Source organism: Mesorhizobium sp. BR1-1-6 (genome assembly GCF_020165355.1).
Lineage (GTDB): Bacteria > Pseudomonadota > Alphaproteobacteria > Rhizobiales > Rhizobiaceae > Mesorhizobium.
This window is the reverse complement of the sequence record NZ_JAIUHZ010000007.1, coordinates 164,094-189,192: the sequence shown is the minus strand read 5'-3', so window position 1 is coordinate 189,192 and position 25,099 is coordinate 164,094. Positions and strand designations below refer to the sequence as shown.

24 protein-coding genes are annotated in these 25,099 nt (G+C 63.8%); 11 read left to right on the top strand and 13 right to left on the bottom strand.

Going from position 1 to position 25,099, the window contains the following annotated elements:
- Window positions 1-46: 46 nt before the first annotated feature.
- The 3 genes from LB545_RS16435 to LB545_RS16425 all read left to right on the top strand — a co-directional run bounded on the left by LB545_RS16435 (window position 47) and on the right by LB545_RS16425 (window position 3,450).
- On the top strand, window positions 47-1,012 hold the full coding sequence (locus LB545_RS16435) for an ABC transporter permease (protein WP_140497058.1): 966 nt from the start codon (window positions 47-49) through the stop codon (window positions 1,010-1,012).
- The gene (locus tag LB545_RS16430; protein WP_140497056.1) at window positions 1,002-1,817 is read left to right on the top strand and encodes an ABC transporter permease; all 816 of its coding nucleotides are present in this window, start codon (window positions 1,002-1,004) and stop codon (window positions 1,815-1,817) included. Before LB545_RS16435 ends, LB545_RS16430 begins: the two co-directional genes overlap by 11 nt.
- Window positions 1,818-2,022: 205 nt before the next feature.
- Window positions 2,023-3,450, top strand: a complete 1,428-nt coding sequence (locus LB545_RS16425) for a gamma-aminobutyraldehyde dehydrogenase (protein WP_140497054.1) — start codon at window positions 2,023-2,025, stop codon at window positions 3,448-3,450.
- Between the two features lie 151 nt (window positions 3,451-3,601).
- On the opposite strand, the gene LB545_RS16420 is transcribed toward LB545_RS16425, so the two are convergent.
- The 12 genes from LB545_RS16420 to LB545_RS16365 form a co-directional block, all read right to left on the bottom strand.
- A complete protein-coding gene (locus tag LB545_RS16420) occupies window positions 3,602-5,011 on the bottom strand; it encodes an FAD-binding oxidoreductase (protein ID WP_140497052.1) in 1,410 nt (469 codons plus the stop codon).
- Between the two features lie 288 nt (window positions 5,012-5,299).
- The gene (locus tag LB545_RS16415) at window positions 5,300-5,614 is read right to left on the bottom strand and encodes a hypothetical protein (RefSeq protein WP_140497050.1); all 315 of its coding nucleotides are present in this window, start codon (window positions 5,612-5,614) and stop codon (window positions 5,300-5,302) included.
- 33 nt (window positions 5,615-5,647) lie between these two features.
- Window positions 5,648-6,076, bottom strand: coding sequence for a nuclear transport factor 2 family protein (locus LB545_RS16410; RefSeq protein WP_224518980.1), 429 nt, complete (start codon window positions 6,074-6,076; stop codon window positions 5,648-5,650).
- Between the two features lie 18 nt (window positions 6,077-6,094).
- Entirely contained in the window at window positions 6,095-6,574 is a 480-nt protein-coding gene (locus LB545_RS16405; protein WP_140513022.1) for a carboxymuconolactone decarboxylase family protein, read from the bottom strand.
- Between the two features lie 107 nt (window positions 6,575-6,681).
- Window positions 6,682-8,235: an alpha/beta fold hydrolase gene (locus LB545_RS16400; RefSeq protein WP_140497048.1), complete on the bottom strand. Its 1,554-nt coding sequence runs from the start codon at window positions 8,233-8,235 to the stop codon at window positions 6,682-6,684.
- Window positions 8,236-8,347: 112 nt separating this feature from the next.
- A complete protein-coding gene (locus tag LB545_RS16395) occupies window positions 8,348-8,659 on the bottom strand; it encodes a formate dehydrogenase subunit delta (protein WP_140559723.1) in 312 nt (103 codons plus the stop codon).
- Entirely contained in the window at window positions 8,649-9,473 is an 825-nt protein-coding gene (gene fdhD, locus LB545_RS16390; RefSeq protein WP_224705472.1) for a formate dehydrogenase accessory sulfurtransferase FdhD, read from the bottom strand. The genes LB545_RS16395 and fdhD overlap by 11 nt, the downstream gene beginning before the upstream one ends.
- 257 nt (window positions 9,474-9,730) lie before the next feature.
- The gene (fdhF, locus tag LB545_RS16385) at window positions 9,731-12,640 is read right to left on the bottom strand and encodes a formate dehydrogenase subunit alpha (RefSeq protein ID WP_224705471.1); all 2,910 of its coding nucleotides are present in this window, start codon (window positions 12,638-12,640) and stop codon (window positions 9,731-9,733) included.
- Between the two features lie 10 nt (window positions 12,641-12,650).
- A complete protein-coding gene (locus tag LB545_RS16380) occupies window positions 12,651-14,207 on the bottom strand; it encodes a formate dehydrogenase beta subunit (protein WP_224705470.1) in 1,557 nt (518 codons plus the stop codon).
- Complete coding sequence (locus LB545_RS16375) at window positions 14,204-14,683, bottom strand: formate dehydrogenase subunit gamma (RefSeq protein ID WP_140513030.1); 480 nt, start codon at window positions 14,681-14,683, stop codon at window positions 14,204-14,206. Before LB545_RS16375 ends, LB545_RS16380 begins: the two co-directional genes overlap by 4 nt.
- 132 nt (window positions 14,684-14,815) lie before the next feature.
- On the bottom strand, window positions 14,816-15,715 hold the full coding sequence (locus LB545_RS16370; protein WP_140556811.1) for a LysR family transcriptional regulator: 900 nt from the start codon (window positions 15,713-15,715) through the stop codon (window positions 14,816-14,818).
- A 92-nt stretch (window positions 15,716-15,807) separates the two neighbouring features.
- Window positions 15,808-16,185, bottom strand: coding sequence for a VOC family protein (locus LB545_RS16365; RefSeq protein WP_140513034.1), 378 nt, complete (start codon window positions 16,183-16,185; stop codon window positions 15,808-15,810).
- A 209-nt stretch (window positions 16,186-16,394) separates the two neighbouring features.
- On the opposite strand from LB545_RS16365, the gene LB545_RS16360 reads away from it, so the two are divergent.
- From LB545_RS16360 to LB545_RS16350, 3 genes are all read left to right on the top strand, one after another.
- The gene (locus tag LB545_RS16360; RefSeq protein WP_140550195.1) at window positions 16,395-17,036 is read left to right on the top strand and encodes a DUF47 domain-containing protein; all 642 of its coding nucleotides are present in this window, start codon (window positions 16,395-16,397) and stop codon (window positions 17,034-17,036) included.
- 2 nt (window positions 17,037-17,038) lie between these two features.
- Complete coding sequence (locus LB545_RS16355) at window positions 17,039-18,043, top strand: inorganic phosphate transporter (RefSeq protein ID WP_140497030.1); 1,005 nt, start codon at window positions 17,039-17,041, stop codon at window positions 18,041-18,043.
- A gap of 77 nt (window positions 18,044-18,120) precedes the next feature.
- Window positions 18,121-19,290: an Mrp/NBP35 family ATP-binding protein gene (locus LB545_RS16350; protein ID WP_140497028.1), complete on the top strand. Its 1,170-nt coding sequence runs from the start codon at window positions 18,121-18,123 to the stop codon at window positions 19,288-19,290.
- A 37-nt stretch (window positions 19,291-19,327) separates the two neighbouring features.
- Here LB545_RS16350 and LB545_RS16345 read toward each other — a convergent pair whose 3' ends face one another.
- Complete coding sequence (locus LB545_RS16345) at window positions 19,328-19,780, bottom strand: SRPBCC family protein (RefSeq protein WP_140580489.1); 453 nt, start codon at window positions 19,778-19,780, stop codon at window positions 19,328-19,330.
- 151 nt (window positions 19,781-19,931) lie between these two features.
- Between LB545_RS16345 and LB545_RS16340 the strand changes: the two genes are divergently transcribed.
- The 5 genes from LB545_RS16340 to LB545_RS16320 all read left to right on the top strand — a co-directional run bounded on the left by LB545_RS16340 (window position 19,932) and on the right by LB545_RS16320 (window position 25,084).
- Window positions 19,932-21,737, top strand: a complete 1,806-nt coding sequence (locus tag LB545_RS16340; RefSeq protein WP_140497024.1) for an IlvD/Edd family dehydratase — start codon at window positions 19,932-19,934, stop codon at window positions 21,735-21,737.
- A gap of 242 nt (window positions 21,738-21,979) precedes the next feature.
- A complete protein-coding gene (locus tag LB545_RS16335; RefSeq protein ID WP_140685061.1) occupies window positions 21,980-22,798 on the top strand; it encodes a chromate resistance protein ChrB domain-containing protein in 819 nt (272 codons plus the stop codon).
- Window positions 22,795-24,186 carry a chromate efflux transporter gene (gene chrA, locus LB545_RS16330; protein WP_140880072.1) on the top strand — a complete coding sequence of 464 codons (1,392 nt, stop codon included), beginning with the start codon at window positions 22,795-22,797 and terminating at the stop codon, window positions 24,184-24,186. Before LB545_RS16335 ends, chrA begins: the two co-directional genes overlap by 4 nt.
- Before the next feature lie 19 nt (window positions 24,187-24,205).
- Complete coding sequence (locus LB545_RS16325) at window positions 24,206-24,589, top strand: VOC family protein (RefSeq protein WP_140657865.1); 384 nt, start codon at window positions 24,206-24,208, stop codon at window positions 24,587-24,589.
- Window positions 24,590-24,685: 96 nt separating this feature from the next.
- Entirely contained in the window at window positions 24,686-25,084 is a 399-nt protein-coding gene (locus tag LB545_RS16320; RefSeq protein WP_140497299.1) for a hypothetical protein, read from the top strand.
- Window positions 25,085-25,099 lie beyond the last annotated feature (15 nt).

The following is a 25,099-nucleotide window of genomic DNA, read 5'->3' as shown; positions in this document are numbered from 1 at the left end:
CAGAACGCGGCCTCTCATATAATTCTCTTCAGCACACGGCGGCCCCATGACCATTGCCGCGCTCAACCCCAGCCCAGCCCCTGCCATCCTGCCCGGCAGCGGCGGCATACGCGGCGCGCTCTCCGACCTCTTCTGGCGCAGGCCGCAACTGCTCCTTCTGCTTATGCTGCTGCCGCCGGTCCTGTGGCTCGGCATCGTCTACATCGGCTCGTTGTTCGCTCTTTTGGCGCAGAGCTTTTTCTCGATCGACGAGTTCTCCGGCCTCATCAATCGTGAGTTCACGTTGAAGACCTATGGCGACCTGTTGCAGGCCGCCAATCTCGACATCATCCTGCGCACGGTGACGATGGCGGCCCTGGTGACCCTGGCCTCGGCCGTCGTCGCTTTCCCCATCGCCTACTACGCGGCGCGCTATGCGCGCGGCCGCTGGAAGGCGCTGTTCTATCTCGGCGTCATGCTGCCGCTGTGGTCGAGCTACCTGGTCAAGATCTACGCCTGGAAACTGATCCTGGCCAAGGAAGGCATTCTCACCTGGCTGCTCGCCAAGCTGAACCTGTTGTGGTTGCTCGATGCGTGGCTGTCGCTGCCGGTCGTCGGCGGCAACTCGCTGTCGGTGTCCTTCACCGGCACCTTCATCGTCTTCGTCTATGTCTGGCTGCCCTTCATGATCCTGCCGGTGCAGGCAGCCCTCGAGCGCGTGCCCGGCAATCTGGTCGAGGCCTCTTCCGATCTCGGTGCCTCGCCAGGCCAGACCTTCCGCAATGTGCTGTTCCCGCTGGCGCTGCCGGGGATCGTCGCCGGCTCGATCTTCACCTTTTCGCTGACATTGGGCGACTACATCATCCCGCAGATCATCGGCACGTCGCGCCTGTTCATCGGCCAGGCCGTTTATTCGCAGCAAGGCACGGCCGGCAACATCCCGCTCGCCGCCGCCTTCACTGTCGTGCCCATCGTCATCATGGGCTTCTATCTCTGGGGCGCCAAGCGCATGGGGGCCTTCGATGCGCTCTGACCGTGCCCAATCGGCTCCGCTTGGCCTCAAAATCGCCGCCGCTTGCGGGTTGCTGTTCCTGCATCTGCCGATCCTGCTGATCTTCGTCTATGCCTTCACGACGGAGGAGAAGAGCTTCGTCTGGCCGCCGCCGGGGCTCACCACGCAGTGGTTCGCTGTCACCTGGAACCGGCCGGACGTGTGGGAAGCGCTGTCGCTCTCGGTGCGCGTCGCCGCCATCTCGACGGCCATCGCGCTGGTTCTCGGCACGCTGTGCGCCGCCGCGGTGTCACGGACGAAATTCTTCGGCCGTGAAACCATTTCGCTGCTGGTCATCCTGCCGATCGCGCTGCCCGGCATCATCACCGGCATTGCGCTGCGTTCGGCTTTCGCGCTGGCCGACATTCCGTTCTCGTTCTGGACGATCGTGCTCGGCCACGCCACCTTCTGCGTGGTTGTCGTCTACAACAATGCCGTTGCCCGCTTCCGCCGCACCTCGGGCTCGATGATCGAGGCCTCGATGGATCTCGGCGCGGATGGTTTCCAGACCTTCCGGCATATCGTGTTGCCCAACATCGCCACGGCGCTGCTTGCCGGCGGCATGCTGGCCTTCGCGCTGTCGTTCGACGAGGTCATCGTCACCACCTTCACCGCCGGCCAGCAGCAGACGCTGCCGATCTGGATGCTTGAAGAACTGATCCGCCCGCGCCAGCGCCCGGTCACCAATGTCGTGGCGATGGTGGTGGTGCTGGTGACGCTGCTGCCGATCCTCGCCGCCTACTACCTGACCCGCGACGGCGACCAGATCGCCGGCAGCGGGAAATGAAATAGTGAGCAGTGAGTAGTGAGTAGTGAGTAGTGAATAGTGAATGGGAGGATGCAGAATAGTAGTTTTGGATAGTGAATACGCGGCAGAAACCTACTCACTACTCACTACTCACTACTCACTACTCACTACTCACTACTCACTACTCACTACTCACTACTCACTACTCACTATTCACTACTCACTATTGCCAATGGAGAACCCAATGGACACCCAGATGCTGATCGGCTCGAAGTTCGAGAAAGGCACCGAGACCGAGGAGTCGGTCCTCAATCCGAAGACCGGGGCGACCATTCTCAATCTCCCCGAGGCGAGCCCGGCGCAGATCGAGGCGGCGGTGACGGCTGCCGGGAAGGCGTTCACGGCTTGGTCGCGTACCACGCCCGCGCAGCGCTCGGGCTATCTCCTTAAGATCGCCGACCGCATAGAGGCCGAAGCCAGGGAATTCGCGGCGCTCGAGGCGCTGAACTGCGGCAAGCCGATCAATGCCGTGCTCAATGATGAAATCCCGGCGATCGTCGACTGCTACCGTTTCTTCGCCGGCGCCGTCCGCTCCATGCCAGGCCAGGTAGCCGGCGAATACCTGCCGGGCCACACCTCGATGGTCCGGCGCGATCCGATCGGCATCGTCGCTTCCATCGCGCCGTGGAATTACCCGTTGATGATGATGGCCTGGAAGCTGGCGCCGGCGATCGGCGGCGGCAATACGGTCGTCTTCAAACCGTCGGAACAGACGCCGCTGACGGCGCTGAAACTGGCGAAGATCCTGGCCGAAATCCTGCCCGAAGGGGTCGTCAATGTCGTGCTCGGACGCGGCGACAGCGTCGGCAATACGCTGATCAACCATCCCAAGGTCAACATGATCTCGATCACCGGCGATGTCGCCACCGGCAAGAAGGTGCTGCAGGCGGCCGCCAAGTCGGTCAAGCGCACGCATCTGGAACTCGGCGGCAAGGCCCCGGTCATCGTCTTCGATGATGCCGACCTCGGCGCCGTGGTCAACGGCCTGCGCGCCTTCGGCTACTACAATGCCGGCCAGGACTGCACCGCCGCCTGCCGCATCTATGCCGGCAAGAAGGTCTACGACAAGCTCGTCGCCGATCTCTCCTCGGCCGTGTCGACCATCAAGTACAATCTGCCGGACGATGCCGAGAACGAGATCGGCCCGCTGATCTCGCGCCGCCAACGCGACCGTGTCTCGAGCTTCGTCGAGCGCGCCTCGGAATTGAAGCACATCGAGATCACCACCGGCGGCAAGCCGGGCGAGGGCACCGGCTTCTACTACCAGCCGACCGTCGTCGCCGGCGCCTTGCAGGAGGACGAGATCGTGCGCCGCGAAGTCTTCGGCCCGGTCGTCTCGGTGACCCGCTTCTCGGATGTCGACGAGGCGGTGAACTGGGCCAATGACAGCGATTATGGCCTGGCATCGTCGGTGTGGACCAGGGACGTCTCGCGCGCCATGGCGACCGCCGCTCGCCTGCAATATGGCTGCACCTGGATCAACACCCACTTCATGCTGACCAACGAGATGCCGCATGGCGGGCTGAAGCAGTCCGGCTACGGCAAGGACATGTCGCTCTACGCGCTGGAGGATTATACCGCCGTGCGCCATGTGATGGTGGCGCACGGGTAATCTGTCTCGTTCCGGCAAAGGCAGATCTTATATGGCTGTGGCCGGCGCCGGCGACCCCGCTTGAGAGGGTCGTCAGCGCCATTCCACTTCGCGATTGCGCTGCATCTGACAGGCACGGCCGCCGAACGGCATCAGCGGCGAGACCCCGGCACTACGCGGCCGTCCGGCCCGGCATCGCCGATGTCGCAGGCTTGATGTTTAGGTTGACCCGGAAGACATTGGATGGGTCGTAGGTTCGCTTAACCTGGCTCAGCCGCTCGTAATTTCCGCCATAGCTCGCCTGCAAGCGCGCGTCTCCTTCATCGTCCATCATGAAGTTCACGTAGCCGCCCTCGCCATTATGGGGATGGACGCTCGCCCAGTAATTCCGTGCCCACGCGGTCAGGTCGGCGGCTTTGCCCGGATCGGGGTCGATGGCGGCGATGACCATCGACCAGCTTGCGTCACGCGCGTTCCAGGCGGTCTCGTCCTTGCCGACGCGGCGGACGGCGCCGTCAATCGGGTATAGATGCATGAGCGACAATTCGCTGGGCGCCTGGGCGGCCTGTGCGATATGGGTCGCGATCGCTTCGTCGGGAAGCGACTTGACGAAATCGCCCTTCCAGTACCATTGCAGGCCTTTCGGAAGGAGCGGGTCGAATAGCGACTGCATCGCCGGGAACGGCATTACGCCCATCCAGTTGAACATTGGCGGCGGCAAGGTGTCCAGCAGCGGCGCCATCGCCTTGCGCCCGTCCTCCTCCGTGCCGTTGTAGCACGAGATGATGGCACAGGCGCGCTTGCCCCAATGCTCGCGCGGGAAAGGATCGCTCGAAGGGACGGATTTGAGGCCGACGAAAGCGCCGAGGTCTTCCGGCGCTTCCGGCAGGTAGTCGCGATAGGTACGCATGACCGCCGACGCGTGCCTGGCGTCCCAGAACACCGGACCGCCGAAGATCATGTTCACCGGATGAGCCTGGAACAGGAAGCTGGTTACCACGCCAAAATTGCCGCCGCCGCCCCGGAGCGCCCAGAACAGGTCGGGATTCTCGCTTTTGCTGGCCTTCGCCATGCTGCCATCGGCCAGCACCAGATCGGCCTCGATCAGATTATCGATGGTGAGGCCGTATTTGCGCGTGAGATAGCCGGTTCCTCCACCGAGGGTAAGGCCGGCGACGCCCGTGGTCGAAACGATGCCGAACGGAACGGCGAGCGCGAAAGGATGGGTGGCGTGGTCCACGTCGCCCGAAGTGCAGCCGGGCGCGACCCTCACGGTGCGGGTTTTCGGGTCGACATGGACGCCTTTCATCATCGACAGGTCGATGACGAGACCGTTGTCGCAAATCCCCAATCCCGCGCCGTTGTGGCCGCCGCTGCGCACGGCGATGAGGAGGTCGTTTATGCGCGCGAACCTTACAGCGGTGATCACGTCGGCGACATCGACGCAGCGTGCAATCAGCGCCGGACTCTTGTCGATCATGCCGTTGTAAACCTTGCGGGCCTCCTCATAGCCGGCTTCGCCGCGCAGGATCAGCTCTCCGCGCAAGCCTTCACGCAGTTTTGCATAGGTTTCGTCGGTCATCGGTTTCCTCCCTGATCGCGCCCGCGCCATATGGTTTCGACGCGACGATTTATCTTGTTGCTTTGCTTGTGCCGTCCATCCGTCGGGTGCGCAGGATGGTGCAGGAGAGCACATTGCACCGATCCGGCTCCTCGCTGCTTCGCCCGAAAGGGCCAGTGGGGAAATGGCCCGGGAGAGCCATAGCGGGCAGGCGGAAGCCGTCATGGTAGCGAAAGCGCGTCGCGTCGAAAGGGACCGATGCGGCGCGCTTCAGATCGTTGTTCTATGGGCACCTTTGGGCGACATGCATTATTCGACGATGCGGAAAATCTGCCAGAGGCTGGTGCCCGACACGACGTAAGGCTCGATCTCCTTGCCCCATTTGGCATGCGCGTCGATCTTGCCGATCCTGGCGAAGAACTCTTCCAACTGGGCCAGGCTTTCGACCTGGTGGTGAGATTCGACCGTCGCCTCCCGCGCGCCGATCGAACCCGTCATGATCTGGAACTTCAGGTCGGCGACGCCGACCTGCGAACCGATCTCGGATTCCCATTTCCGCAAGAGGTCGAGCACGGTCTGCTTGTGTCCGAACCTGGCGTCGATCTGCCATCTGGCGCTGAACATGTTTTCCTCCTCCGAAGATGCGGCTGATGCCGCTTACTCGTCCCAGGCCTGCACGACCGTCTGCCGTGCAATCCGCCCGCCCTTGAGTTCCAGCATCGCCGCACAGAACACCTTGGTCCCGTCCGGGTAGGCGCAGGCTTGCGTGAAGGCGAGATTGTCGCCATCGGCAATGGTGGTATCGACCTTGTGGGTCATTGCCCGGCTGCAGATGTCGTCCCAGAATGTGCTGATCGCCGCTCGGCCGCGGATCTCGCGCGGCTTGCTCGGCGGATTATTGCGGTCGACGACCCGCAACACCGCATCGTCGGCGTAAAAGCTCGACAGCATCTGTCCGTCGCGCCCTTCGATGGCTTTCTTGATTGCCGCGCCGTCAACGGTCTGTGTCTTGGTCAGCATTTCGTCCTCCATGGGCCCGTCTTCCCGATCGGGCGGTTGATGAGCAAAGTGCTGCCCGGCGGTCATCGCCGTGCAGCGATAGTGTCACTGCGACTTGGCCTTCACGGCCGCGAACACGTCGTCGGTCTGCTTCTTGAAGGCTGTGAGGTCGACCTGGCTGCCGTTGAGCATCGTCGACCAGTGGCGAACGATCGCCGCCATCGCCACCGCTTCCTTGATCTCCTCGTCGGTCGCGCCGTTGAGCTTGGCGGCCTCGGTGTGGAAGTAGACGCAGTACTGGCAAGGAATCTGCGAGGCGACGGCAAGCCCCATGAGTTCCTTGGTCTTGCCGTCGAGTGCGGTCTTGGGGTTGAGCTGCATCGACTTTATCTCGGCCCAGGCACCGGCGACCGCCACGTCAGGCAAAGTCCTGAACATGTCCGGTATGGAGCCGAGCGTGGCCTCTATGTCCTTGTATGCTGCCGTCGCCGAGGCATCCTCGGCCCGCGCCGGAGCCAGGGCCAGCAAGGCGCCGACGCCGGCCGCGATGACGAGCAATCTGGTCTTGCGACTTGATTTCACCATTTCATCCTCCCTTCGCAGTACCGTCACGGCGATATCGCCTGGCCTGCATGGGAAGAATTGATAATCCCCGACGCCATCGGCCGCTTCGCCCGAAAGCGCCATGGCCTTTATGGCCCGTGCGGGCCAGGGTTCCGTGCCGAAAACGCGGCCGCCGCCGCCCGCGACGGCAGGTCGAGCTTGAGCAATATGTTGGCGACGTGACGCTTGACCGTATGCTCGCTGAGGTTGAGCTCGGCGGCGATCGCGGCATTGCTTTTGCCGTCGGCGATCAGGCTCACCACCTCGCTTTCGCGCGCCGTCAGCGCGGCCGGTTCGGCAGGCCTGGGCTTGGATCGGCAGGCGGGTTCCAGATGCTGCTCGGACGTCGCAAGAACAAACGCCAACGGCTCGTCCAACTCGTCGAGCGCAATGCGTCCGCCATCGATGAAGTGTAGGCCGGAGCCGGTCGCCAGGTCGGAAACCAGCCGCGACGCCAGGATCTCGCCGCGGCTGGCATGGGCCGCAAGTTGTATGGTCACGCGTGCAGTCAAGCCGACCGGCGGTCCGCGCATCTCGATCTCGCCGACATGCACGCCCTGTGCACTGGCCACACCGATCTCCTGCGCCGCTTCGCGCAATGCCGCCGCGCAGCGTATGGCGCGCGCCGGACCGTCGAAGCGCGAGATCATCAGCTCGCCATGCGTGCCTGCGACACGTCCGCCATGGCGCCCCACCAGCAATCGCCAGGTCTCCTGGAATCGCTGGCTGCGCTCGCTCCACATGCGGTCGCCGAGGCGCGCCGTATCGTAGATACGCGTCACCAGCAATGCGGCGAGCACGCGCTCGCTGTCGGCCACGGCCGGCTCGCCGGTCAGGAATTCCTCGATCAGGTCGGCGACCCGGTCGACATCACCGGTCCACACCGGGTGGTCGCGCCCGGGGATTTCGACAAGCCGGGCGTTCGGGATTTTCCGGGCGAGAAAGCGGCTGGCATCGGGATCGACGCGCGCGTCGTTGCGGCGGTGGATCAGCAGCGTCGGCGCGCTGATCGCCGAGAGTATGCCGCGCACGTCTATGCCGGCATTCATTCGCGCCAGCGCCGCCGCCGCCGTTGGACTTGCCGACAGCCGCTCGAATCGCGACCACCAGGCGGCAAAGTGACTGTCTTCGACGCGGCCGGGCGCAAAATGCGGCAAGGTGGCGCCTGTGCCCCAGGCGGTTTCCGTCGTCGCGATGAATGCCTCCAGCCGTTCCGGCGGCATCACCCATCGGTGGAAATGGGCATAGCCGCCATAGAGCGCCAGGGCGCGTGTCCGCTCCGGATAGGTGGCGGCGAACAGCATGGCCATCGGAGCGCCTTCCGAGGCGCCGAGCAGGGCCGCGCGGCCGCTGCCGGCCGCGTCCATCACCGCACGCACGTCGTCCATGCGCGTTTCGAGGCTGGGGAGATGGTTGGCATCGACGCGGTCGGACAGGCCGGTGCCGCGCTTGTCGAATAGGATCAGCCTTGAGAAGGCGGAAAGCCGTTTCAGCAGCCTGCTATAGCCTTCATCCTCCCAATGCAGGTCGAGGTTGGAGATGAAGCCCGGCACGAAGACGAGATCGAACGCGCCTTGGCCGACCACCTGATAGGCGATCCGCACGTCGCCGCTACGGGCGTATCGGGTCTCGATCGGCCTCACGAGTTGTTCCGCCCGGCCTGGCGATTTCGGATCGCCGACCATAGCAGAGCTGCGTCGCGTGCGGCAGCTTAAACTTTAGCGGAAGGAAATATAAGCGGACGCGAACCAATGGCTATTTTTGCGAGACGGCTACGTCGCCTGGGGGAAGCTTGAGCCCGAGCTTCAGATCGGCCTCGGCGGGCGAGACCGGCCGCTTGATCCTGGTCGAGGCAGCCACGACGAGTTCATCGAAGCCGTCGCCGCCGCTGTCCAGCATCTCGAAGAACTGACGCCGCATCCTCGGCTCCCAGAATTTGTTGATATGCTCGGCCACCCCGGCCACGCCTTCTTCGCGCGGCCTGGAGTGGAAAAAGGCCGCGATCTGGTTGGCCATCCGCACCAGCTTCTCGCTGGTGCTCATGATGTGGTCTTCGTCATGCGACATGTTTGGCAACTCCGCGAACCACCCGGTCCGGATGGGTGAAAATATCGAAATCGTCGCCGCGAACCAAGGCCACCAGCGTCATGCCGGCCTGTTCGGCGGTGCGGACGGCGAGCGCGGTCGGCGCAGAGACGGCAATGATGAAGGGCGAGCCGATCGTCGCCGTCTTCTGCACCATCTCGACGGAGACGCGCGACGTCACCACTACCGCGCCGGTCGCGCCGTCGATGCCGGCCTTGGCCAATGCACCGGCCAGCTTGTCCAGTGCGTTGTGACGGCCAACATCCTCGCGCGCCATGACGGCGCCCTTGCCGGGGATATAGAAGCCGGCGGCGTGCACCGCGCCCGTCTCGCTGTGCAGCGGCTGCATCTTGGCGAGAAGCTTGACGGAACGGACGATGTCGCCGGCATCAAGCGTAAGTTTAGACGCACCAACCGAATCGACCGCGCGCATCGCTTCCTCGATGGATTCGATGCCGCAGAGCCCGCAGCCAACCGGTCCGGCGAGCCTGCGCCGCCGCGCCTCGAAGCGCGTGTTGGCCTGGTCCTTCAGTCGAATCTGGATGTCGATGCCGGCGCCGAGATCCTCGACCTCGATCGCCTCGATTTCGTCGGGTGAAGCGATGATGCCTTCGGTCAGCGAGAAACCGAGTGCGAAATCCTTCAAATCGGCCGGGCTCGCCATCATCACCGCGTGCGTCGTGCCGGCAAAGGAGAACGCCACCGGCGTTTCTTCCGGCACCATGCGGCGGGCCGCTGCCGTGCCGCTGGCGCGATGGGCTAGGCGGGAGGTCTGGGAAATGGCGGCACGCTTCACGCAGCACCGCCTGTCCTGCTGGATATTTCGTCGAGAAAGCAAAGGGATTTGCCAGCCTTAAACGGCATTTGCTCTCGGAGGGCTTCCCCCACTCCGTCGCTGCTACGCAGCGCCACCTCTCCCCCCTTCGGAGGGAGAGGAAGGAAGCCAGCTGACGCACGCTCGCGCCTTTCCTCTCCCCCGTCGATCGGGGGAGAGGTGTCGAGCGAAGCTCGACGGAGTGGGGGTCGACCTGCCGTCAAGATTTTGTCTCTATACTACTCCGCCGCTTCCAGCGGGGCGATGCGGCGGCTGTTGCGCGCCTGCTCGTCATAGTTGCGTTGCCATTCCGATGGTCCGTTGGAGGCACCGACCTGCACCGCCGTCACCTTATATTCCGGACAGTTGGTCGCCCAGTCCGAAAAATCCGTGGTGATGACGTTGGCCTGCGTGTCGGGATGGTGGAAGGTCGTATAGACCACGCCCGGTGACACCCTGTCGGTGATCTGCGCGCGCAGCGTCGTCTCGCCGGAGCGGCTGGTCAGCCGCACCCAGTCGCCGTCGCGCAGGCCACGGTTCTCGGCGTCGTGCGGATGGATCTCCAGCCGGTCCTCGGAGTGCCACATGATATTGTCGGTGCGCCGCGTTTGCGCGCCGACATTGTACTGCGACAGGATCCGGCCGGTGGTCAAAAGCAGCGGGAAGCGCGGCCCGGTTCGCTCGTCCGTCGCCACATATTCGGTGCGGATGAACTTGCCCTTGCCGCGCACAAAGCCGTCGACATGCATGACCGGGGTGCCGAGAGGGGCCTTCTCATTGCAGGGCCACTGCACCGATCCGAGGCGGTCGAGCAACTCGAAGGAGACGCCGGAGAAGCTCGGCGTCGTCTTGGCGATTTCGTCCATGATCTCGGACGGATGCGCATAGTTCCAGTCCAGCCCGACGGAACGGGCAAGCTCCTGCGTCGCTTCCCAATCGGCGTAACGCGCCTTCGGTTCCAGCACCTTGCGCACCATGTTGATGCGGCGCTCGGCATTGGTGAAGGTGCCGTCCTTCTCAAGGAAGGTCGAGCCCGGCAGGAACACATGCGCGTAGTTCGCCGTCTCGTTGAGGAAAAGGTCGTGCACGACCACGCATTCCATCGCGGCCAGTCCGGCGGCGACATGCTTGGTGTCGGGATCTGACTGCAGGATGTCCTCGCCCTGGATGTAGATGCCCTTGAAGGAGCCGTCGACGGCGGCATCCAGCATGTTGGGGATACGCAGGCCGGGTTCGTCGTCCAGCTTCACGCCCCACAGGCTTTCATAGATGTCGCGCACCGCGTCGCCCGAGACATGGCGATAGCCTGGCAGTTCGTGCGGGAAGGAGCCCATGTCGCACGAGCCCTGCACGTTGTTCTGGCCGCGCAGCGGGTTCACGCCGACGCCCGGGCGACCGATATTGCCGGTGGCCATGGCGAGATTGGCAATCGCCATCACCGTGGTCGAGCCCTGGCTGTGCTCGGTGACGCCGAGGCCGTAGTAGATCGCCCCGTTGCCGCCCTTGGCGTAGAGACGCGCAGCACCGCGGATCAGTTCGGGATCGACGCCGGACAGCTTGCCGACGGTTTCGGGGCTGTTCTCCGGCAGGGCGACGAAGGACGCCCAGTCCTGGAATTCCGTCCAGTCGCAGCGCTCGCGGATGAAGGCCTCGTCGAACAGGCCTTCGGTGACGATGACATGTGCCAGCGCCGTCAGCACGGCGACATTGGTGCCGGGCTTCAGCGGCAGGTGGTAGTCGGCTTCGATATGCGCCGACTTGACCATCTCGGTGCGGCGCGGGTCGAGCACGATCAGCTTGGCGCCCTGGCGCAGCCGCTTCTTCAGCCGCGAGGCGAAAACCGGGTGTGCGGAAGCCGGATTGGCGCCGATGATGACGGCGACGTCGGTGAATTCGACGGAATCGAAATCCTGCGTGCCGGCCGAGGTGCCGTAGGTCTGGCCGAGCCCGTAGCCGGTCGGCGAATGGCAGACGCGCGCGCAGGTATCGACATTGTTGTTGCGGAAGCCTTGGCGCACCAGCTTCTGGACCAGATAGGTCTCCTCATTGGTGCAGCGCGACGAGGTGATACCGCCGATCGCCGTGCGTCCATACTGGTACTGGATGCGGCGGAACTCCTTGGCCGTGTGGGCGATCGCCTCCTCCCAACTCACCTCGCGCCAGGGATCGCTCACCTTCTCGCGGATCATCGGCGACAGGATGCGGTCCTTGTGGGTGGCATAGCCATAGGCGAAGCGGCCCTTCACGCAGGAATGGCCGTGATTGGCCTTGCCGTCCTTGTAGGGCATCATGCGGATGACCTCGTCGTCCTTCACTTCGGCCTTGAACGAGCAGCCGACGCCGCAATAGGCGCAGGTAGTGACGGCCGAGCGTTCCGGCAGGCCCTTGGCGAGCACTGTCTTCTCGCGCAGTGCATCGGTCGGGCAGGCCTGCACGCAGGCGCCGCAGGACACGCATTCGGAAGCGATGAAATCCTCGTGCATGCCGGCGACCATGCGCGATTCGAAGCCGCGGCCCTCGATCGTCAGCGCGAAGGTGCCCTGCACCTCTTCGCAGGCCCGCACGCAACGCGAACAGACGATGCATTGCGCCGGATCATAGGTGAAATACGGGTTGGATTCGTCACGCGCGATGTAGTCGACGGCCAGCGAGCCGTGGCCGGGCGCGACGCCATCCTCCTTGACGTGATTGCGGCCTTCGACGCCGTAGCGATTCTCGGAAAGGCCGACCGACTTCGCCACCGCGTCGAACTCGCTGGCGCCGGTGCCGGCCTTCTCGTTCCAGCCCACCGGATGGTCGGAGACATAGAGCTCCATGACGCCGCGGCGAATGGCATCGAGCCGCTCCGACTGCGTGCGCACCACCATGCCTTCGCCGACGGGCGTCGTGCAGGACGCCGGCGTGCCGCCGCGGCCATCGATCTCGACCAGGCAGACGCGGCAGGAGCCGAAGGAGTCCAGCATGTCCGTGGCGCACAGCTTCGGGATCTCGACCCCGCTTTCCATCGCGGCGCGCATGATCGACGTGCCTTCCGGCACGCTGATGCTGCGGCCGTCGACGGTCAGCGTGATCCGCTTCTCAGCTTTCGATTGCGGAGTTCCGTAGTCGATCTCTTCGATGAGCGTCGGGAAGTCGGCCTTGATGTTCATCTGCCAGGTCCTATTCAGCAGCCACGCGCGCCGGCGCGGGCTTGAAATCCTCGGGGAAATGCGTGATCGAGCTCATCACCGGGTAGGGCGTGAAGCCGCCCAGCGCGCAGAGCGATCCGAACTTCATCGTGTTGCAGAGATCGGTGACCAGGGCGAGGTTCTTCTCCGGCTCGATGCCGGCGGCGAGCCTGTCGATGGTCTCCACCCCGCGCGTCGAGCCGATGCGGCAGGGCGTGCATTTGCCGCAGCTTTCGATGGCGCAGAACTCCATGGCGAAGCGCGCCTGTTTCAGCATGTCGGCGGTGTCGTCGAACACGGTGATGCCGGCATGGCCGATCAGTCCATCGCGCTTGGCGAATTCCTCGTAATCGAACGGCGTGTCGAACAAAGCGCGCGGAAAATACGCGCCGAGTGGACCGCCGACCTGCACCGCTTTCACCGGCCGGCCGGTGGCCGTGCCGCCGCCGATATCGTCGACGATTTCGCCCAGTGTCATGCCGAAAGCCGCCTCGAACAGGCCGCCACGCTTGACGTTGCCGGCGATCTGGATCGGGATCGTGCCGCGCGAGCGGCCCATGCCGAAATTCTTGTAGTAGGCGGCGCCCTTGTCCATGATGACAGGCACCGAAGCCAGCGAGATGACGTTGTTGATCACCGTCGGCTTGCCAAAAAGGCCCTGGATTGCCGGCAGCGGCGGCTTGGCGCGCACCACGCCGCGTTTGCCTTCCAGACTGTTCAGAAGCGAGGTCTCCTCGCCGCAGACATAGGCGCCCGCGCCGACGCGGATCTCCATGTCGAAGGCGTTGGGCGAACCGAGCACGTTGACGCCGAGCACCCCGGCCTTGCGGGCGACCTCGACGGCCTTGTTCATCACCGCCACCGCATGCGGATATTCCGAGCGGATGTAGACGAAGCCCTTGGTCGCGCCGGTGGCGATGCCGGCGATCGCCATGCCTTCGATCAGCACGAAGGGATCGCCCTCCATGATCATGCGGTCGGCGAAGGTGGCGCTGTCGCCCTCGTCGGCGTTGCAGACGATGTATTTGCGCTCGGATGTCGTATCGAGCACCGTCTTCCATTTGATGCCGGTCGGGAAGCCGGCGCCGCCGCGGCCGCGCAGGCCGGACTCCGTAACCTGGCTGACGATCTCTGCCGGGGCCATGGCCACCGCGTTCTGCAGGCCCTTCAGCCCGCCAAGCGACTTATAGGCGTCGAGTGACAGCGGGTCGTTGATGCCGCAGCGCGCGAAGGTCAGACGGGTCTGCTTGGCCAGGAACGGGATCTTGTCCGGCGCGCCCAGCCAGCGCTTGTGATGGCCGCCGGTGAGAAAGCCATTGTCGAACAGGCTCTTGACGCCGGAAGGCTTCACCGGCCCGTAGGCGACGCGGCCGTTTGCTGTGGCGACCTCGACCATAGGCTCTAGGAAATAGGCGCCGCGCGACCCGTTGCGGACGATCTTGGCCTCAACGCCGCGCTCGGCGAGTTCAGCGCGAACTGCCTTGGCGACCCTTTCGGCACCGAGCGCCAGCGCGCCGGAATCGCCGGGAATGTAGATGCGCGGGATCATGAGCGCACCTCCGCGACGATCTCTTCGATCTTCTCGTTGTCGAGCCGCCCGATCACCTCGCCATCGAGCATCGCCGAGGGCGAGCAGGCGCACAGTCCCAAGCAATAAACCGGCTCCAGGGTCACCGAACCGTCTTTCGCCGTCTCGTGGAAATCAATGCCGAGCAATTGCTTGATCCTGGCGGCCACCGCATCGGAACCCATCGACTGGCAAGCTTCGGCCTGGCAGAGCTTGAGCACATGCCGGCCTGCCGGGCGGGCGCGGAAATCGTGATAGAAGGTGACGACGCCGTGCACCTCTGCTCTGGAAAGGTTCAGTCCGTCGGCAATGACCGGGAGTGCTGCCTGCGGCACATGGCCGAACTCTTCCTGAATGTTATGGAGGATCGGCAGCAGCGGACCTTCGAGGTCTTTCAGATCCTGGATGATCGCGGCCGTGCGCGATGCGATCTCGGTACTTGCAGGCTGCATCGTCACGCAGCGCCCTCCCTGGTCGGTGGCTTTATCGCTAAGTCTTTACAAAATCAGGAGAAACCCCTGAAATCAATAAAGCGGATCCGTCGCTTGATAGAAATTTTCTATCGAATTCCAGCACCTGCATTTCCTAACCTAGCGGGGGGCGCGGAAATCGTCTGCAAGCGCCATCGCCTCGTCCAGCAGCGCCGAAACCAGCGGCGTGTGCGGTTCGCGCAACGCGGCCACCAGCCCGACCGTGTGGCTGGCGTCCGGCTCGACGATCGGGATAGCCCTGATAGGTTCGGAAAAGCCGAACGTTTCCGTGAGGTTGAGCGGCATGATCGAGGACCATTTGCCCGTGCGGATATGCGAGAACAGCACGATCATCGAATTGGATTCCAGCGTCGGCCGGACCTCGACACCGGCCTCGGCCAGGTGCTGGTCGATGATGCGGCGGTTCTGCATGTCCGGGGTCAGCAGGCAGAGCGGCAGGTGGCTGATCTCGGCCCATGTCACCTTGTCGCGGTCGGAATAGGGGTTTCCGATGGCGGTGATCAGCTGATAGCGCTCATCGTAGAGTGGTACGCTGGTCACTCGTCCGAGCGGTTCGTTGTCGAGATAGGTGATGCCGGCGTCTATATCGAAATTGCCGAGCAGCGACAGCACTTCGATCGAGGTCCGGGACAGTACCGAGAAGGTGACGCCGGGGTGTTTTTCGCGGAATGGCGTCGTCAGCCGCGCCACCATGGCGAGCGCGGTGGGAATGGCGGCGATGCGGATACGTCCCGACAAGCCGTGCCGCGCCGCCCGCATCTCCTCGCGCATGGTTCTGGTATCGCCGACGATGCGGCGCGCCCACACCAGCACCTGCTTGCCCTCCGGGGTCAGGCCCTGGAAGCGCGAGCCGCGCAGGACCAGCATCACGCCCAGCTGACCCTCAAGTTGCTTGATGCCGGCCGACAAGGTGGGCTGGGTGACGCCGCACACTTCGGCAGCCCGCCCGAAATGCTCTTCCTTGGCCAGCGCGATGAAAAATTCCAGCTTGTCGATCATATCTGAAGCTAACCGCCGCCGCCGCACCGCGCCAGAGGGCTGCCGGCCACTGCGATGTCGATCGCCCCAAGCCGATGCTTGATCGCAGAAACCTATCGGTCGACGAGATTGAGGATGTTGCCGTCCGGATCCTTGAACCAGGCGACCTTCATGCCGTGACCGACATGGATGTCGCCTTCCAGTGTCAGGCCGGGCATCTCGTAGTGCTCGAACGCAACGCCTTTCGATTTCAGCCCGCTGACGACGGTGTCGATCTCATCGCCGACCGTCCACGTCACCGCCGTCGCCTTGTTGGTTCCGGCGAACTGAGAGCGATAGACATTGATCGTGGTGTCGCCGCTTTTGTACACGATCAGTTCGCCACCCTCGTCATGCACCTGTTTCAGGCCGAGCGTCCCCTCGTAGAAAGCCTTTGCCTTCGCCAGCTCTTTCACCGCGAGGTTGGCCGTCGCGTTGCTGTTTGCAAGCATGATCGTTTCTCCTTCGCTGCTTGTCGTCCCCGGCGTCTCCTTGGAAATAGGTCGCTCCGGTCGCCTGACGAGCCCCGCTTTGCCGGCGGCCAGCCAATTGCGAGCGGTGCCTGCAATTGGCTGCATCCACATCTTTCAGCCGGCTTACTGTTCCCCATGGGCGCATGCGGCGCTATGTGGATGGAACTGGTGCGCCGGGAGGGACGAACATGCTGGGCTGGTTCCGCAAGCTGTTGCCGCGCGAAGATCGCTTCTTCGACCTGTTCGAGCGGCATTCCCGCACGGTGGTCGGTGGCGCGGAGGCCCTGCAGCAGCTCCTCCTGGGCAAGGACATCGAGCATTGGTGCCAAAAGATCGTCGATCTCGAGGACGAGGCCGACCATATCACCGCCGAAGTCCTGCTTGCCGTGCGGCGCTCATTCATCACGCCTTTCGACCGCGGCGATATCAAGGACCTGATCCAGTCGATGGATGACGCCATCGACATGATGCACAAGACCGTCAAGACGGTGCGGCTGTTCGAGAAGAGGGAATTCGATCCGCTGATGCAGGAAATGGGCGCCGTCATTGTCGATGCCGCCAGGCTCGTCGCGGAGGCGATCCCGCTGCTGGCCAAGGTCGGCGCCAACAGTGCGCGCTTGAACGAACTCGCCGAGGAAGTCATGCGTGCCGAAGGCCGAGCCGACGATCTGCATGAGCAGGGCCTGAAGGATCTCTTCAGGCGGCACGGCCGCAGCGATGCGATGGCCTATCTGATCGGCTCGGAGATCTATGGCCAACTGGAGAAGGTGGTCGACCGCTTCGAGGACGTCGCCAACGAGATCAGCGGCATCGTCATCGAGAACGTCTAGCGATGGAAGTCGCGATCGCCTTTCCCTTGCTGGTCGGCCTCGTCGCCGTCGCGCTGTTCTTCGATTTCCTCAACGGCCTGCACGACGCCGCCAACTCGATCGCCACCATTGTCTCGACCCGGGTGCTGAGACCGCATTACGCGGTGTTCTGGGCGGCCTTCTTCAATTTCATCGCCTTCATGTTCTTTGGCCTTCATGTCGCCGAAACCGTGGGCAAAGGTATCATCGATGCAAGCATCGTCACCCCGGCGGTGATCTTCGCCGCCCTGGTCGGCGCCATCGTCTGGAATATCGTCACCTGGATCGCCGGCATCCCGTCGAGCAGTTCGCATGCGTTGATCGGCGGATTGGTGGGGGCAGGCGTCGCAAAGGCCGGCACGGGTGCCATCGTCTGGGCGGGGCTCGGCAAGACGGTCGCCGCCATCGTCCTGTCGCCGGCGACGGGCTTTGTCCTGGCGCTTCTCCTGATCCTGGTGGTTTCCTGGCTGTTCGTGCGCCAGACGCCGTTTGCCGTCGACAGTACCTTCCGTGTCATGCAGTTCTTTTCCGCCTCCCTCTATTCGCTCGGTCATGGCGGCAACGATGCGCAAAAGACCATGGGCATCATCGCCGTGCTGCTCTATTCCCAAGGCATGCTCGGAACGGATTTCTACGTGCCGCTCTGGGTGGTCCTGACTTGCCAGTCGGCATTGGCGCTGGGCACGCTGTTCGGCGGTTGGCGCATCGTCCACACGATGGGCTCGAAGATCACCAGGCTCAACCCGATGCAGGGATTCTGCGCCGAGACCGGCGGCGCCATCACCCTCTTCGCCGCGACATGGCTCGGTGTTCCGGTTTCGACCACGCACACCATCACCGGCGCCATCATCGGCGTCGGCGCCGCCCGCCGTGTCTCGGCGGTGCGCTGGGGCATAGCCGGCAACATCGTCATCGCATGGGTCGTCACCTTGCCGGCGACGGCGGCGATTTCTGCACTGACCTATCTGGCGGTTCGCCTGGCAGGCTGATGTCGCGGCCTGGCGCTTGGAGCCGCCGGCGATCTGCACTATGTGAGCAGCAGCCGAACGCCAGGGAAGCAACAGCCATGTCCGTCACCAAGGAAACCGTCATCGAGCGCCTGAAAACGGTCAATGGCCCCGATTTCACCGGCAACATCGTCGACCTCGGCATGGTTTCCGAGATTTTCATCGCCGATTCGAAAGTGTTCTTCTCGATCACCGTTCCGGCCGCCAGGGCGCAGGAGATGGAGCCATTGCGCGCCGCGGCCGAGCGTGTCGTGAAAGCTATTCCAGGTGTCGCTGGCGCCGTCGTCGCCTTGACGGCGGAGAAGAAGGGCGGCGGCATGGAGGCGCCTGTCGCGGCGCGCCCGGCGCCACGTCCCGCCCCGCCCGTTGCCGCGCCGCGCCCGGCGCCCCATGCGCCTGCCTCGCACAGCCAGGGCAAGCGCGGCGTGCCCGGCATCGAGGCGATCATCGCGGTTGCGTCCGGCAAGGGCGGTGTCGGCAAGTCGACCACGGCCGTCAATCTGGCCCTCGGCCTCGCCGCCAACGGGCTGAAGGTGGGCGTGCTCGATGCCGACATCTATGGCCCGTCCATGCCAAGGCTGCTCAACATCCGCGGCCGGCCGCAGACCGTCGACGGCAAGATCCTGAAACCGATGCAGAATTACGGTCTCAAGGTGATGTCGATGGGCTTCCTCGTCGACGAGGAAACGCCGATGATCTGGCGCGGGCCGATGGTGATGTCGGCGCTGACGCAGATGCTGCGCGAAGTCGAATGGGGGCCGCTCGACGTGCTCGTCGTCGATATGCCCCCCGGCACCGGTGATGCCCAGCTCACCATGGCCCAGCAGGTGCCGCTGGCCGGCGCGGTCATCGTCTCGACGCCGCAGGATCTGGCCCTTATCGATGCTCGCAAGGGCCTCAACATGTTCAGGAAGGTCGACGTGCCGCTGCTCGGCATCGTCGAGAACATGAGCTATTTCCTCGCCCCCGACACCGGCAAGCGCTACGACATCTTCGGCCATGGCGGCGCACGCCGCGAGGCCGAGCGCCTCGGCGTCACCTTCCTTGGCGAGGTGCCGCTGGAGATGGGCATCCGCGAAAGCTCGGATGAAGGTGCGCCGGTGGTGGCATCGAAGCCCGACAGTGCCGAAGCGAAGATCTATCGCGATATCGCTTCGAAGGTCTGGGACCGGGTCAACGAAGAGCGCGGCGCGGCCGCGGACGCCGTGCCGAGCATCGTCTTCGAGTAATTTTCGTCCAGGCGGCGCTAACGCTGGATAGACCAGCCTAAGCAGCACCCACCTTCTCGCCGAAGCTCGAAAAGAATTGTCCCGCCAATTTCTTCGAGGTCGACTCGATCAGCCGGCTGCCGAGTTGGGCGATCTTGCCGCCGACCTCGGCCTTGGCCGCATATTTCAGAACGGTGGTGCCAGGTCCATCCTCGGTCAGCGTCACGTCGGCGCCGCCCTTGGCGAAGCCGGCGATGCCGCCCTTGCCTTCGCCCTGGATCGTGTAGGCATGCGGGGGATTGAGATTTCTCAACGTCACCTCGCCGTTGAAGGTCGCCTTGATCGGGCCGATCTTCAGCACCACCGTCGCCGCCATCTCGGTCGGCGACTTCATTTCCAGGCTTTGGCAGCCGGGGATGCTTTCTCTCAGCACCGCCGGATCGTTCAGCGCTTCCCAAACTTTCTGGAGGGGTGCGGCGATGCGCTCCTCGCCCTCGATCACCAAAGCCATCAGAACCTCCCGGACGACCAATGTCGGATTGTTGGTAGCGTGCGGCCCGATTGATGTCTATCGCACCAAAGTCCGGATTCAGATCACGCGTGCCCCTTGCCTGCATCCGCGCGTTGTCATATCGATTTGTCATACAAATACGGAGACCATGATGGCTGGCGCCCCCACAGGAAAGAAAAAGTTTCGCTCGCAGGAGTGGTTCGACAACCCCGACAATCCGGGCATGACGGCACTTTATCTGGAGCGCTACCTGAATTACGGGCTGACGCGCGCCGAACTGATGTCGGGCAAGCCGCTGATCGGCATTGCCCAGACCGGTTCCGACCTGTCGCCTTGCAATCGCCACCACATCGAGCTCGCCAAACGCGTGCGCGAAGGCATCGTCTCGATGGGCGGCATTCCTTTCGAATTCCCGTGCCACCCGATCCAGGAGACCGGCAAGCGCCCGACCGCAGCTCTCGACCGCAACCTTGCCTATCTCAGCCTGGTAGAAGTGCTCTATGGCTATCCGCTTGACGGCGTCGTGCTCACCATCGGCTGCGACAAGACGACGCCGGCGCTGTTGATGGCGGCGGCGACCGTCAACATTCCGGCCATAGCGCTGTCGGTCGGTCCGATGCTTAACGGCTGGCACAAGGGCAAGCGCACCGGTTCGGGCACCATCGTCTGGGAATCGCGCCAGCGCCTGTCGGCCGGCGAGATCGGCTACGACGAGTTCATGGACATCGTCGCCTCCTCGGCGCCGTCCACCGGCTACTGCAACACCATGGGCACCGCCACCACCATGAACTCGCTGGCCGAGGCGCTCGGCATGCAGCTGCCGGGTTCGGCCGCGATTCCGGCTCCTTATCGCGAGCGCGGCCAGATCGCCTACGAGACGGGAAAACGCATCGTCGATATGGTGCACGAGGATTTGAAGCCCTCCGACATCATGACGCGCAAGGCGTTCGAGAACGCCATCGTCGTCAATTCGGCGATCGGCGGCTCCACCAACGCGCCGATCCATCTCAACGCCATCGCCCGCCATCTCGGCGTGCCGCTCGACAATGACGACTGGCAGAAGATCGGCCTCGACGTGCCGCTCATCGTCAATCTCCAGCCGACGGGCGAATATCTGGGCGAGGACTACCATCACGCGGGCGGCGTGCCGGCCGTGGTGGCGGAGCTCATGAAAGCCGGGCTGCTGCCGCATCCGGATGCTCTGACCGCCAACGGCAAGACAATGGGCGACAATTGCCGCGATGCCGTCAACGAGAACCGCGAGGTCATCCGCACTGTCGCCGAGCCGCTGAAGGCCAATGCCGGCTTCATCAATCTCAAGGGCAATCTGTTCGATTCGGCAATCATGAAGACCAGCGGCATCTCGCCCGAATTCCGCGAGCGCTATCTCTCCAACCCGAAGGACCCCGAGGCCTTCGAGGGTAATGCCATGGTCTTCGACGGTCCGGAGGATTACCACGCCCGCATCGACGACCCGGCGCAAGGGATCGACGAGCACACCATCCTGTTCATGCGCGGCGCCGGTCCGGTCGGCTATCCCGGCGGCGCCGAGGTCGTCAACATGCAGCCGCCGGCCTATCTCATCAAGAAGGGCATCCACGCGCTGGCCTGCATCGGCGACGGCCGCCAGTCCGGCACGTCAGGCTCGCCCTCCATCCTCAACGCCTCGCCGGAAGCCGCCATCGGCGGGGGGCTTGCGTTGCTCAAGACAGGCGACCGCGTTCGCATCGACCTGAAAAAGGGCACGGCCAACATTCTCGTCACCGATGACGAGATCACCCGCCGCCGCGCCGAGCTGCAGAACAATGGCGGCTACCATTATCCCGAGCACCAGACACCATGGCAGGAAATCCAGCGCGGTATGGTCGACCAGTTCTCGGGCGGCATGGTGCTGAAACCGGCGGTGAAATACCAGGACGTCGCTCATACGAAGGGCGTGCCCCGGGACAATCACTGATTATTCCCCGGACAATCGTCGATCGTTTCAAGCGATAATTGACGGATAGCGATCGCCGATCGGCGGCCTGATCGGCCGCCGGTCGTCTTTCCGTTTCGCGGCCTGCCACAGGCCGGGGACATTGCGTCCTTGACAAGCCTGCCCAACAAATCCACCATCGCTGCAAGGGGTTCATCGCGACGACCCCGTGAGGCGTCAGCCCAACGTTCGCGTCCAGGCTTCTCTTTCAGGAGGTGGACGCCATGCCGTCAACAACCGCTGTCACCGTGCCGCAACTGATCCGTATGGTCGGTTTGCCGGGCGCGCCTGCAATCCTCGATATCCGTACCGAGGACGACTACAACGCCGATCCACGTTTGCTGCCGGCGTCGTACCGGCGCGATTTCAAAACCGTCCAGACTTGGGCAGCCGACTTCGCCGGTGGCCGCGTGGTGGTCGTCTGCCAGCAGGGAAAAAAGCTCTCGCAAGGCGTCGCCGCATGGTTGCGTCATGAAGGGATTGCCGCCGAATCGCTCGAAGGCGGCTTCGAAGCCTGGCGGGACGCCCACGGCCTTCTGGTCCGTGCCGACAGGATGCCGCCTCGTGACGACAAGGGCCGCACCGTCTGGGTGACGCGGGCCCGGCCCAAAGTCGATCGCATCGCCTGCCCCTGGCTGATCCGCCGTTTCGTCGATCCTCAAGCGGTCTTCCTGTTCGTCGACGCCGCGGAAGTGCCCGATGTCGCCGATCGTTTTCAGGCCGTGCCTTTCGACATCGACAATGCGTTCTGGAGCCATCGCGGCGAGCGCTGCACCTTCGACACGATGCTCGAGGAGTTCGGGCTCGAATCCGAAGCGCTCGACCGCCTCGCCGTGATCGTGCGCGCAGCCGACACGGCCAGCCTCGACCTGGTTCCGCAGGCGGCGGGATTTCTCGCCGCCTCGCTTGGCTTGTCGCGCATGTTTCGCGATGACCTGCAACAATTGGATGCCGGCATGCTGCTTTACGACGCGTTCTTCCGCTGGTGCCGCGACGCCACCGACGAGACGCACAATTGGCCGGCCGGGGCGAAGGCGTCATGAGCTCCCTCCTTTCCGAGGAAAGTGCCGACCTCATCGAGGCGCCTGCGGTCCCGAGCTTCCGCGAGGCCACGAAACTCTGGGCGAAGATCGGGTTGCTCAGTTTCGGCGGACCGGCCGGGCAGATCGCGCTCATGCACAGGGAATTGGTCGAGGAAAAGCGCTGGATCGGCGAGCAGCGTTTCCTGCATGCGCTGAACTACTGCATGCTGCTGCCTGGCCCCGAGGCCCAGCAACTCGCTATCTACATCGGCTGGCTGCTGCACAAGACGGTCGGCGGTCTTGTCGCCGGCGTCCTCTTCGTCGTGCCCGGCGCGCTCGTCATGCTGACCTTGAGCATTCTCTATGCGCTCTATGGTGATGCGCCGCTGGTCGACTCGCTGTTTTTCGGGGTGAAGGCGGCAGTGCTGGCGATCGTGGTCGAGGCCGTGATCCGCATTGGCCGGCGGGCCTTGAAGAATCGGGTGATGACGGCGATTGCGCTTTGCGCCTTTGTCGGCATCTACGTGCTCAACGTCCCCTTTCCGCTCCTCGTCCTGTTTGCAGGACTGGTGGGGTGGGTCGGAAACGGCATCGCGCCGGCCCTGTTTTCTGGCGCCGCGCATGGCAAGGACGACGCTCCCGACGCCACGGGCGCGGTCGATCTGATGTTCGAGCGCGGCGAACTGGCCCACACCAGGCCGACGCGATGGCACGCGCCGCGCACCATCGCGATCTGGCTGCCGATCTGGCTTGGACCGGTTGTGCTGATCTGGGCGTTCACATCGGCAAACAGCGTCTGGACGCAGATCGGCGGCTTCTTCAGCCTCATGGCGGTCGTCACCTTCGGCGGCGCCTATGCCGTTCTGGCCTATGTCGCGCAAGCGGCCGTCAGCTCTCTTGGCTGGCTTGCGCCAGGCGAAATGGTCGATGGCCTGGGCCTTGCCGAAACCACGCCTGGACCGCTCATCCTGGTCCTGCAGTTCGTCGGCTTCCTTGCAGGCTTGCGCCATTCCGGATCGCCATATCCGTTGTTTGCCGGATCGCTTGGAGCGTTGCTTACGCTTTGGGTTACCTTCACGCCGTGCTTCTTCTGGATATTCCTCGGCGCGCCCTACATCGAGGCGCTGCGCGGCAACAAGGCATTGTCGGCGGCATTGGGCGCGATCACCGCGGCGGTCGTCGGCGTCATCATGAATCTGGCCCTGTGGTTCGCCTTGCACGTCATCTTCCGCGACGTGCGTGCGACGGGGCTCGGAACGGAGGTGCCGGTGCTGTCCTCGATCGACTGGCGTGCCGCGCTGCTGTCCTGCGCTACCATGATCGCCATCCTCAAGCTGAAAATCGGCATGCTGCCGACGCTTGCCGGATCGGCCCTGGCGGGTGTCTTATTGCTTGCGGCGAGTGGGTAGCTTCGGCACGGAGGAGACCATGGAAACGGTCAACGTTCGCTATATCGTCAATGACGTCGACAGGGCGATCGCCTTCTACCGCGACCATCTCGGCTTCACGGTCGCCATGCACCCGGCGCCGTCCTTCGCCATGCTTTCCAAGGGCAACCTGCGGCTTCTGCTCAATGCCGCTGGCGGCCCTGGTGGGGCGTCGCAGCCGATGCCCGACGGCAGCGTGCCCGAACCCGGTGGCTGGAACCGCATTCAGATCGAGGTCGAGGATCTCGAAGGCGTGGTTCGCAAGCTGAAAACTGCCGGCCAGGCTTTCAGGAACGACGTCGTCAAGGGCATGGGCGGCAGCCAGATATTGCTGCGGGACCCATCCGGCAATCTGGTGGAACTGTTCGAACCGGGGCGCAGATAATGCGTCGCTGTCACGAATAGCCAGCTGACATGGGCAGAAACCACCTGCACGGCATTTTGCATTCCGTTGCCAGGCCACTCAACAGATTGGACCATGATGGCCAAACGACGCTCTTCCCTCGGTTTCCTCGGCATGTTCGGCCGTTCAAGCGATCTCAGGCAGCTCGATGCCGCATTGCGCGGAGCCGACTTGCATCCCGCCCTTGTGCCGGAGGGCGTAAAGCTCACCATCGTCAACCTGATGAAGGATCACTGGCCCGACGAGCCGCCGCCGCAGGCTTATGCGCAAGTGGCGTGTTTGTTCAGCTATTGTATTGCTGGGCCTGAGGCATTCGAGCGCTCTCATGGCGCGCAGCCGCGGCAGGACGTGGAGCGTCGGATAGAGGCCGCGGTCGATGCCGGAGACAGTTTCGACGCCCAGATCGTGCTGATGGCGCTACACGCCAAGCTGGTCAATACCGAGGTCGTCGAACATTACGGGCTGAGCGCGGATTAACCTATTTTCAAAGGG

Coding starts and splice junctions, on each gene's coding strand:
- LB545_RS16380 (WP_224705470.1), bottom strand. CDS start 14,207: ATGATCCCGCGCATCTACATTCCCGGCGATTCCGGCGCGCTGGCGCTC.
- LB545_RS16405 (WP_140513022.1), bottom strand. CDS start 6,574: ATGGTGAAATCAAGTCGCAAGACCAGATTGCTCGTCATCGCGGCCGGC.
- LB545_RS16335 (WP_140685061.1), top strand. CDS start 21,980: ATGCCGTCAACAACCGCTGTCACCGTGCCGCAACTGATCCGTATGGTC.
- LB545_RS16410 (WP_224518980.1), bottom strand. CDS start 6,076: ATGACCGCCGGGCAGCACTTTGCTCATCAACCGCCCGATCGGGAAGAC.
- LB545_RS16360 (WP_140550195.1), top strand. CDS start 16,395: ATGCTGGGCTGGTTCCGCAAGCTGTTGCCGCGCGAAGATCGCTTCTTC.
- LB545_RS16320 (WP_140497299.1), top strand. CDS start 24,686: ATGGCCAAACGACGCTCTTCCCTCGGTTTCCTCGGCATGTTCGGCCGT.
- LB545_RS16430 (WP_140497056.1), top strand. CDS start 1,002: ATGCGCTCTGACCGTGCCCAATCGGCTCCGCTTGGCCTCAAAATCGCC.
- LB545_RS16355 (WP_140497030.1), top strand. CDS start 17,039: ATGGAAGTCGCGATCGCCTTTCCCTTGCTGGTCGGCCTCGTCGCCGTC.
- LB545_RS16435 (WP_140497058.1), top strand. CDS start 47: ATGACCATTGCCGCGCTCAACCCCAGCCCAGCCCCTGCCATCCTGCCC.
- LB545_RS16395 (WP_140559723.1), bottom strand. CDS start 8,659: ATGTCGCATGACGAAGACCACATCATGAGCACCAGCGAGAAGCTGGTG.
- LB545_RS16350 (WP_140497028.1), top strand. CDS start 18,121: ATGTCCGTCACCAAGGAAACCGTCATCGAGCGCCTGAAAACGGTCAAT.
- LB545_RS16345 (WP_140580489.1), bottom strand. CDS start 19,780: ATGGCTTTGGTGATCGAGGGCGAGGAGCGCATCGCCGCACCCCTCCAG.
- LB545_RS16325 (WP_140657865.1), top strand. CDS start 24,206: ATGGAAACGGTCAACGTTCGCTATATCGTCAATGACGTCGACAGGGCG.
- LB545_RS16365 (WP_140513034.1), bottom strand. CDS start 16,185: ATGCTTGCAAACAGCAACGCGACGGCCAACCTCGCGGTGAAAGAGCTG.
- LB545_RS16415 (WP_140497050.1), bottom strand. CDS start 5,614: ATGTTCAGCGCCAGATGGCAGATCGACGCCAGGTTCGGACACAAGCAG.
- LB545_RS16340 (WP_140497024.1), top strand. CDS start 19,932: ATGGCTGGCGCCCCCACAGGAAAGAAAAAGTTTCGCTCGCAGGAGTGG.
- LB545_RS16420 (WP_140497052.1), bottom strand. CDS start 5,011: ATGACCGACGAAACCTATGCAAAACTGCGTGAAGGCTTGCGCGGAGAG.
- chrA (WP_140880072.1), top strand. CDS start 22,795: ATGAGCTCCCTCCTTTCCGAGGAAAGTGCCGACCTCATCGAGGCGCCT.
- fdhF (WP_224705471.1), bottom strand. CDS start 12,640: ATGAACATCAAGGCCGACTTCCCGACGCTCATCGAAGAGATCGACTAC.
- LB545_RS16425 (WP_140497054.1), top strand. CDS start 2,023: ATGGACACCCAGATGCTGATCGGCTCGAAGTTCGAGAAAGGCACCGAG.
- LB545_RS16370 (WP_140556811.1), bottom strand. CDS start 15,715: ATGATCGACAAGCTGGAATTTTTCATCGCGCTGGCCAAGGAAGAGCAT.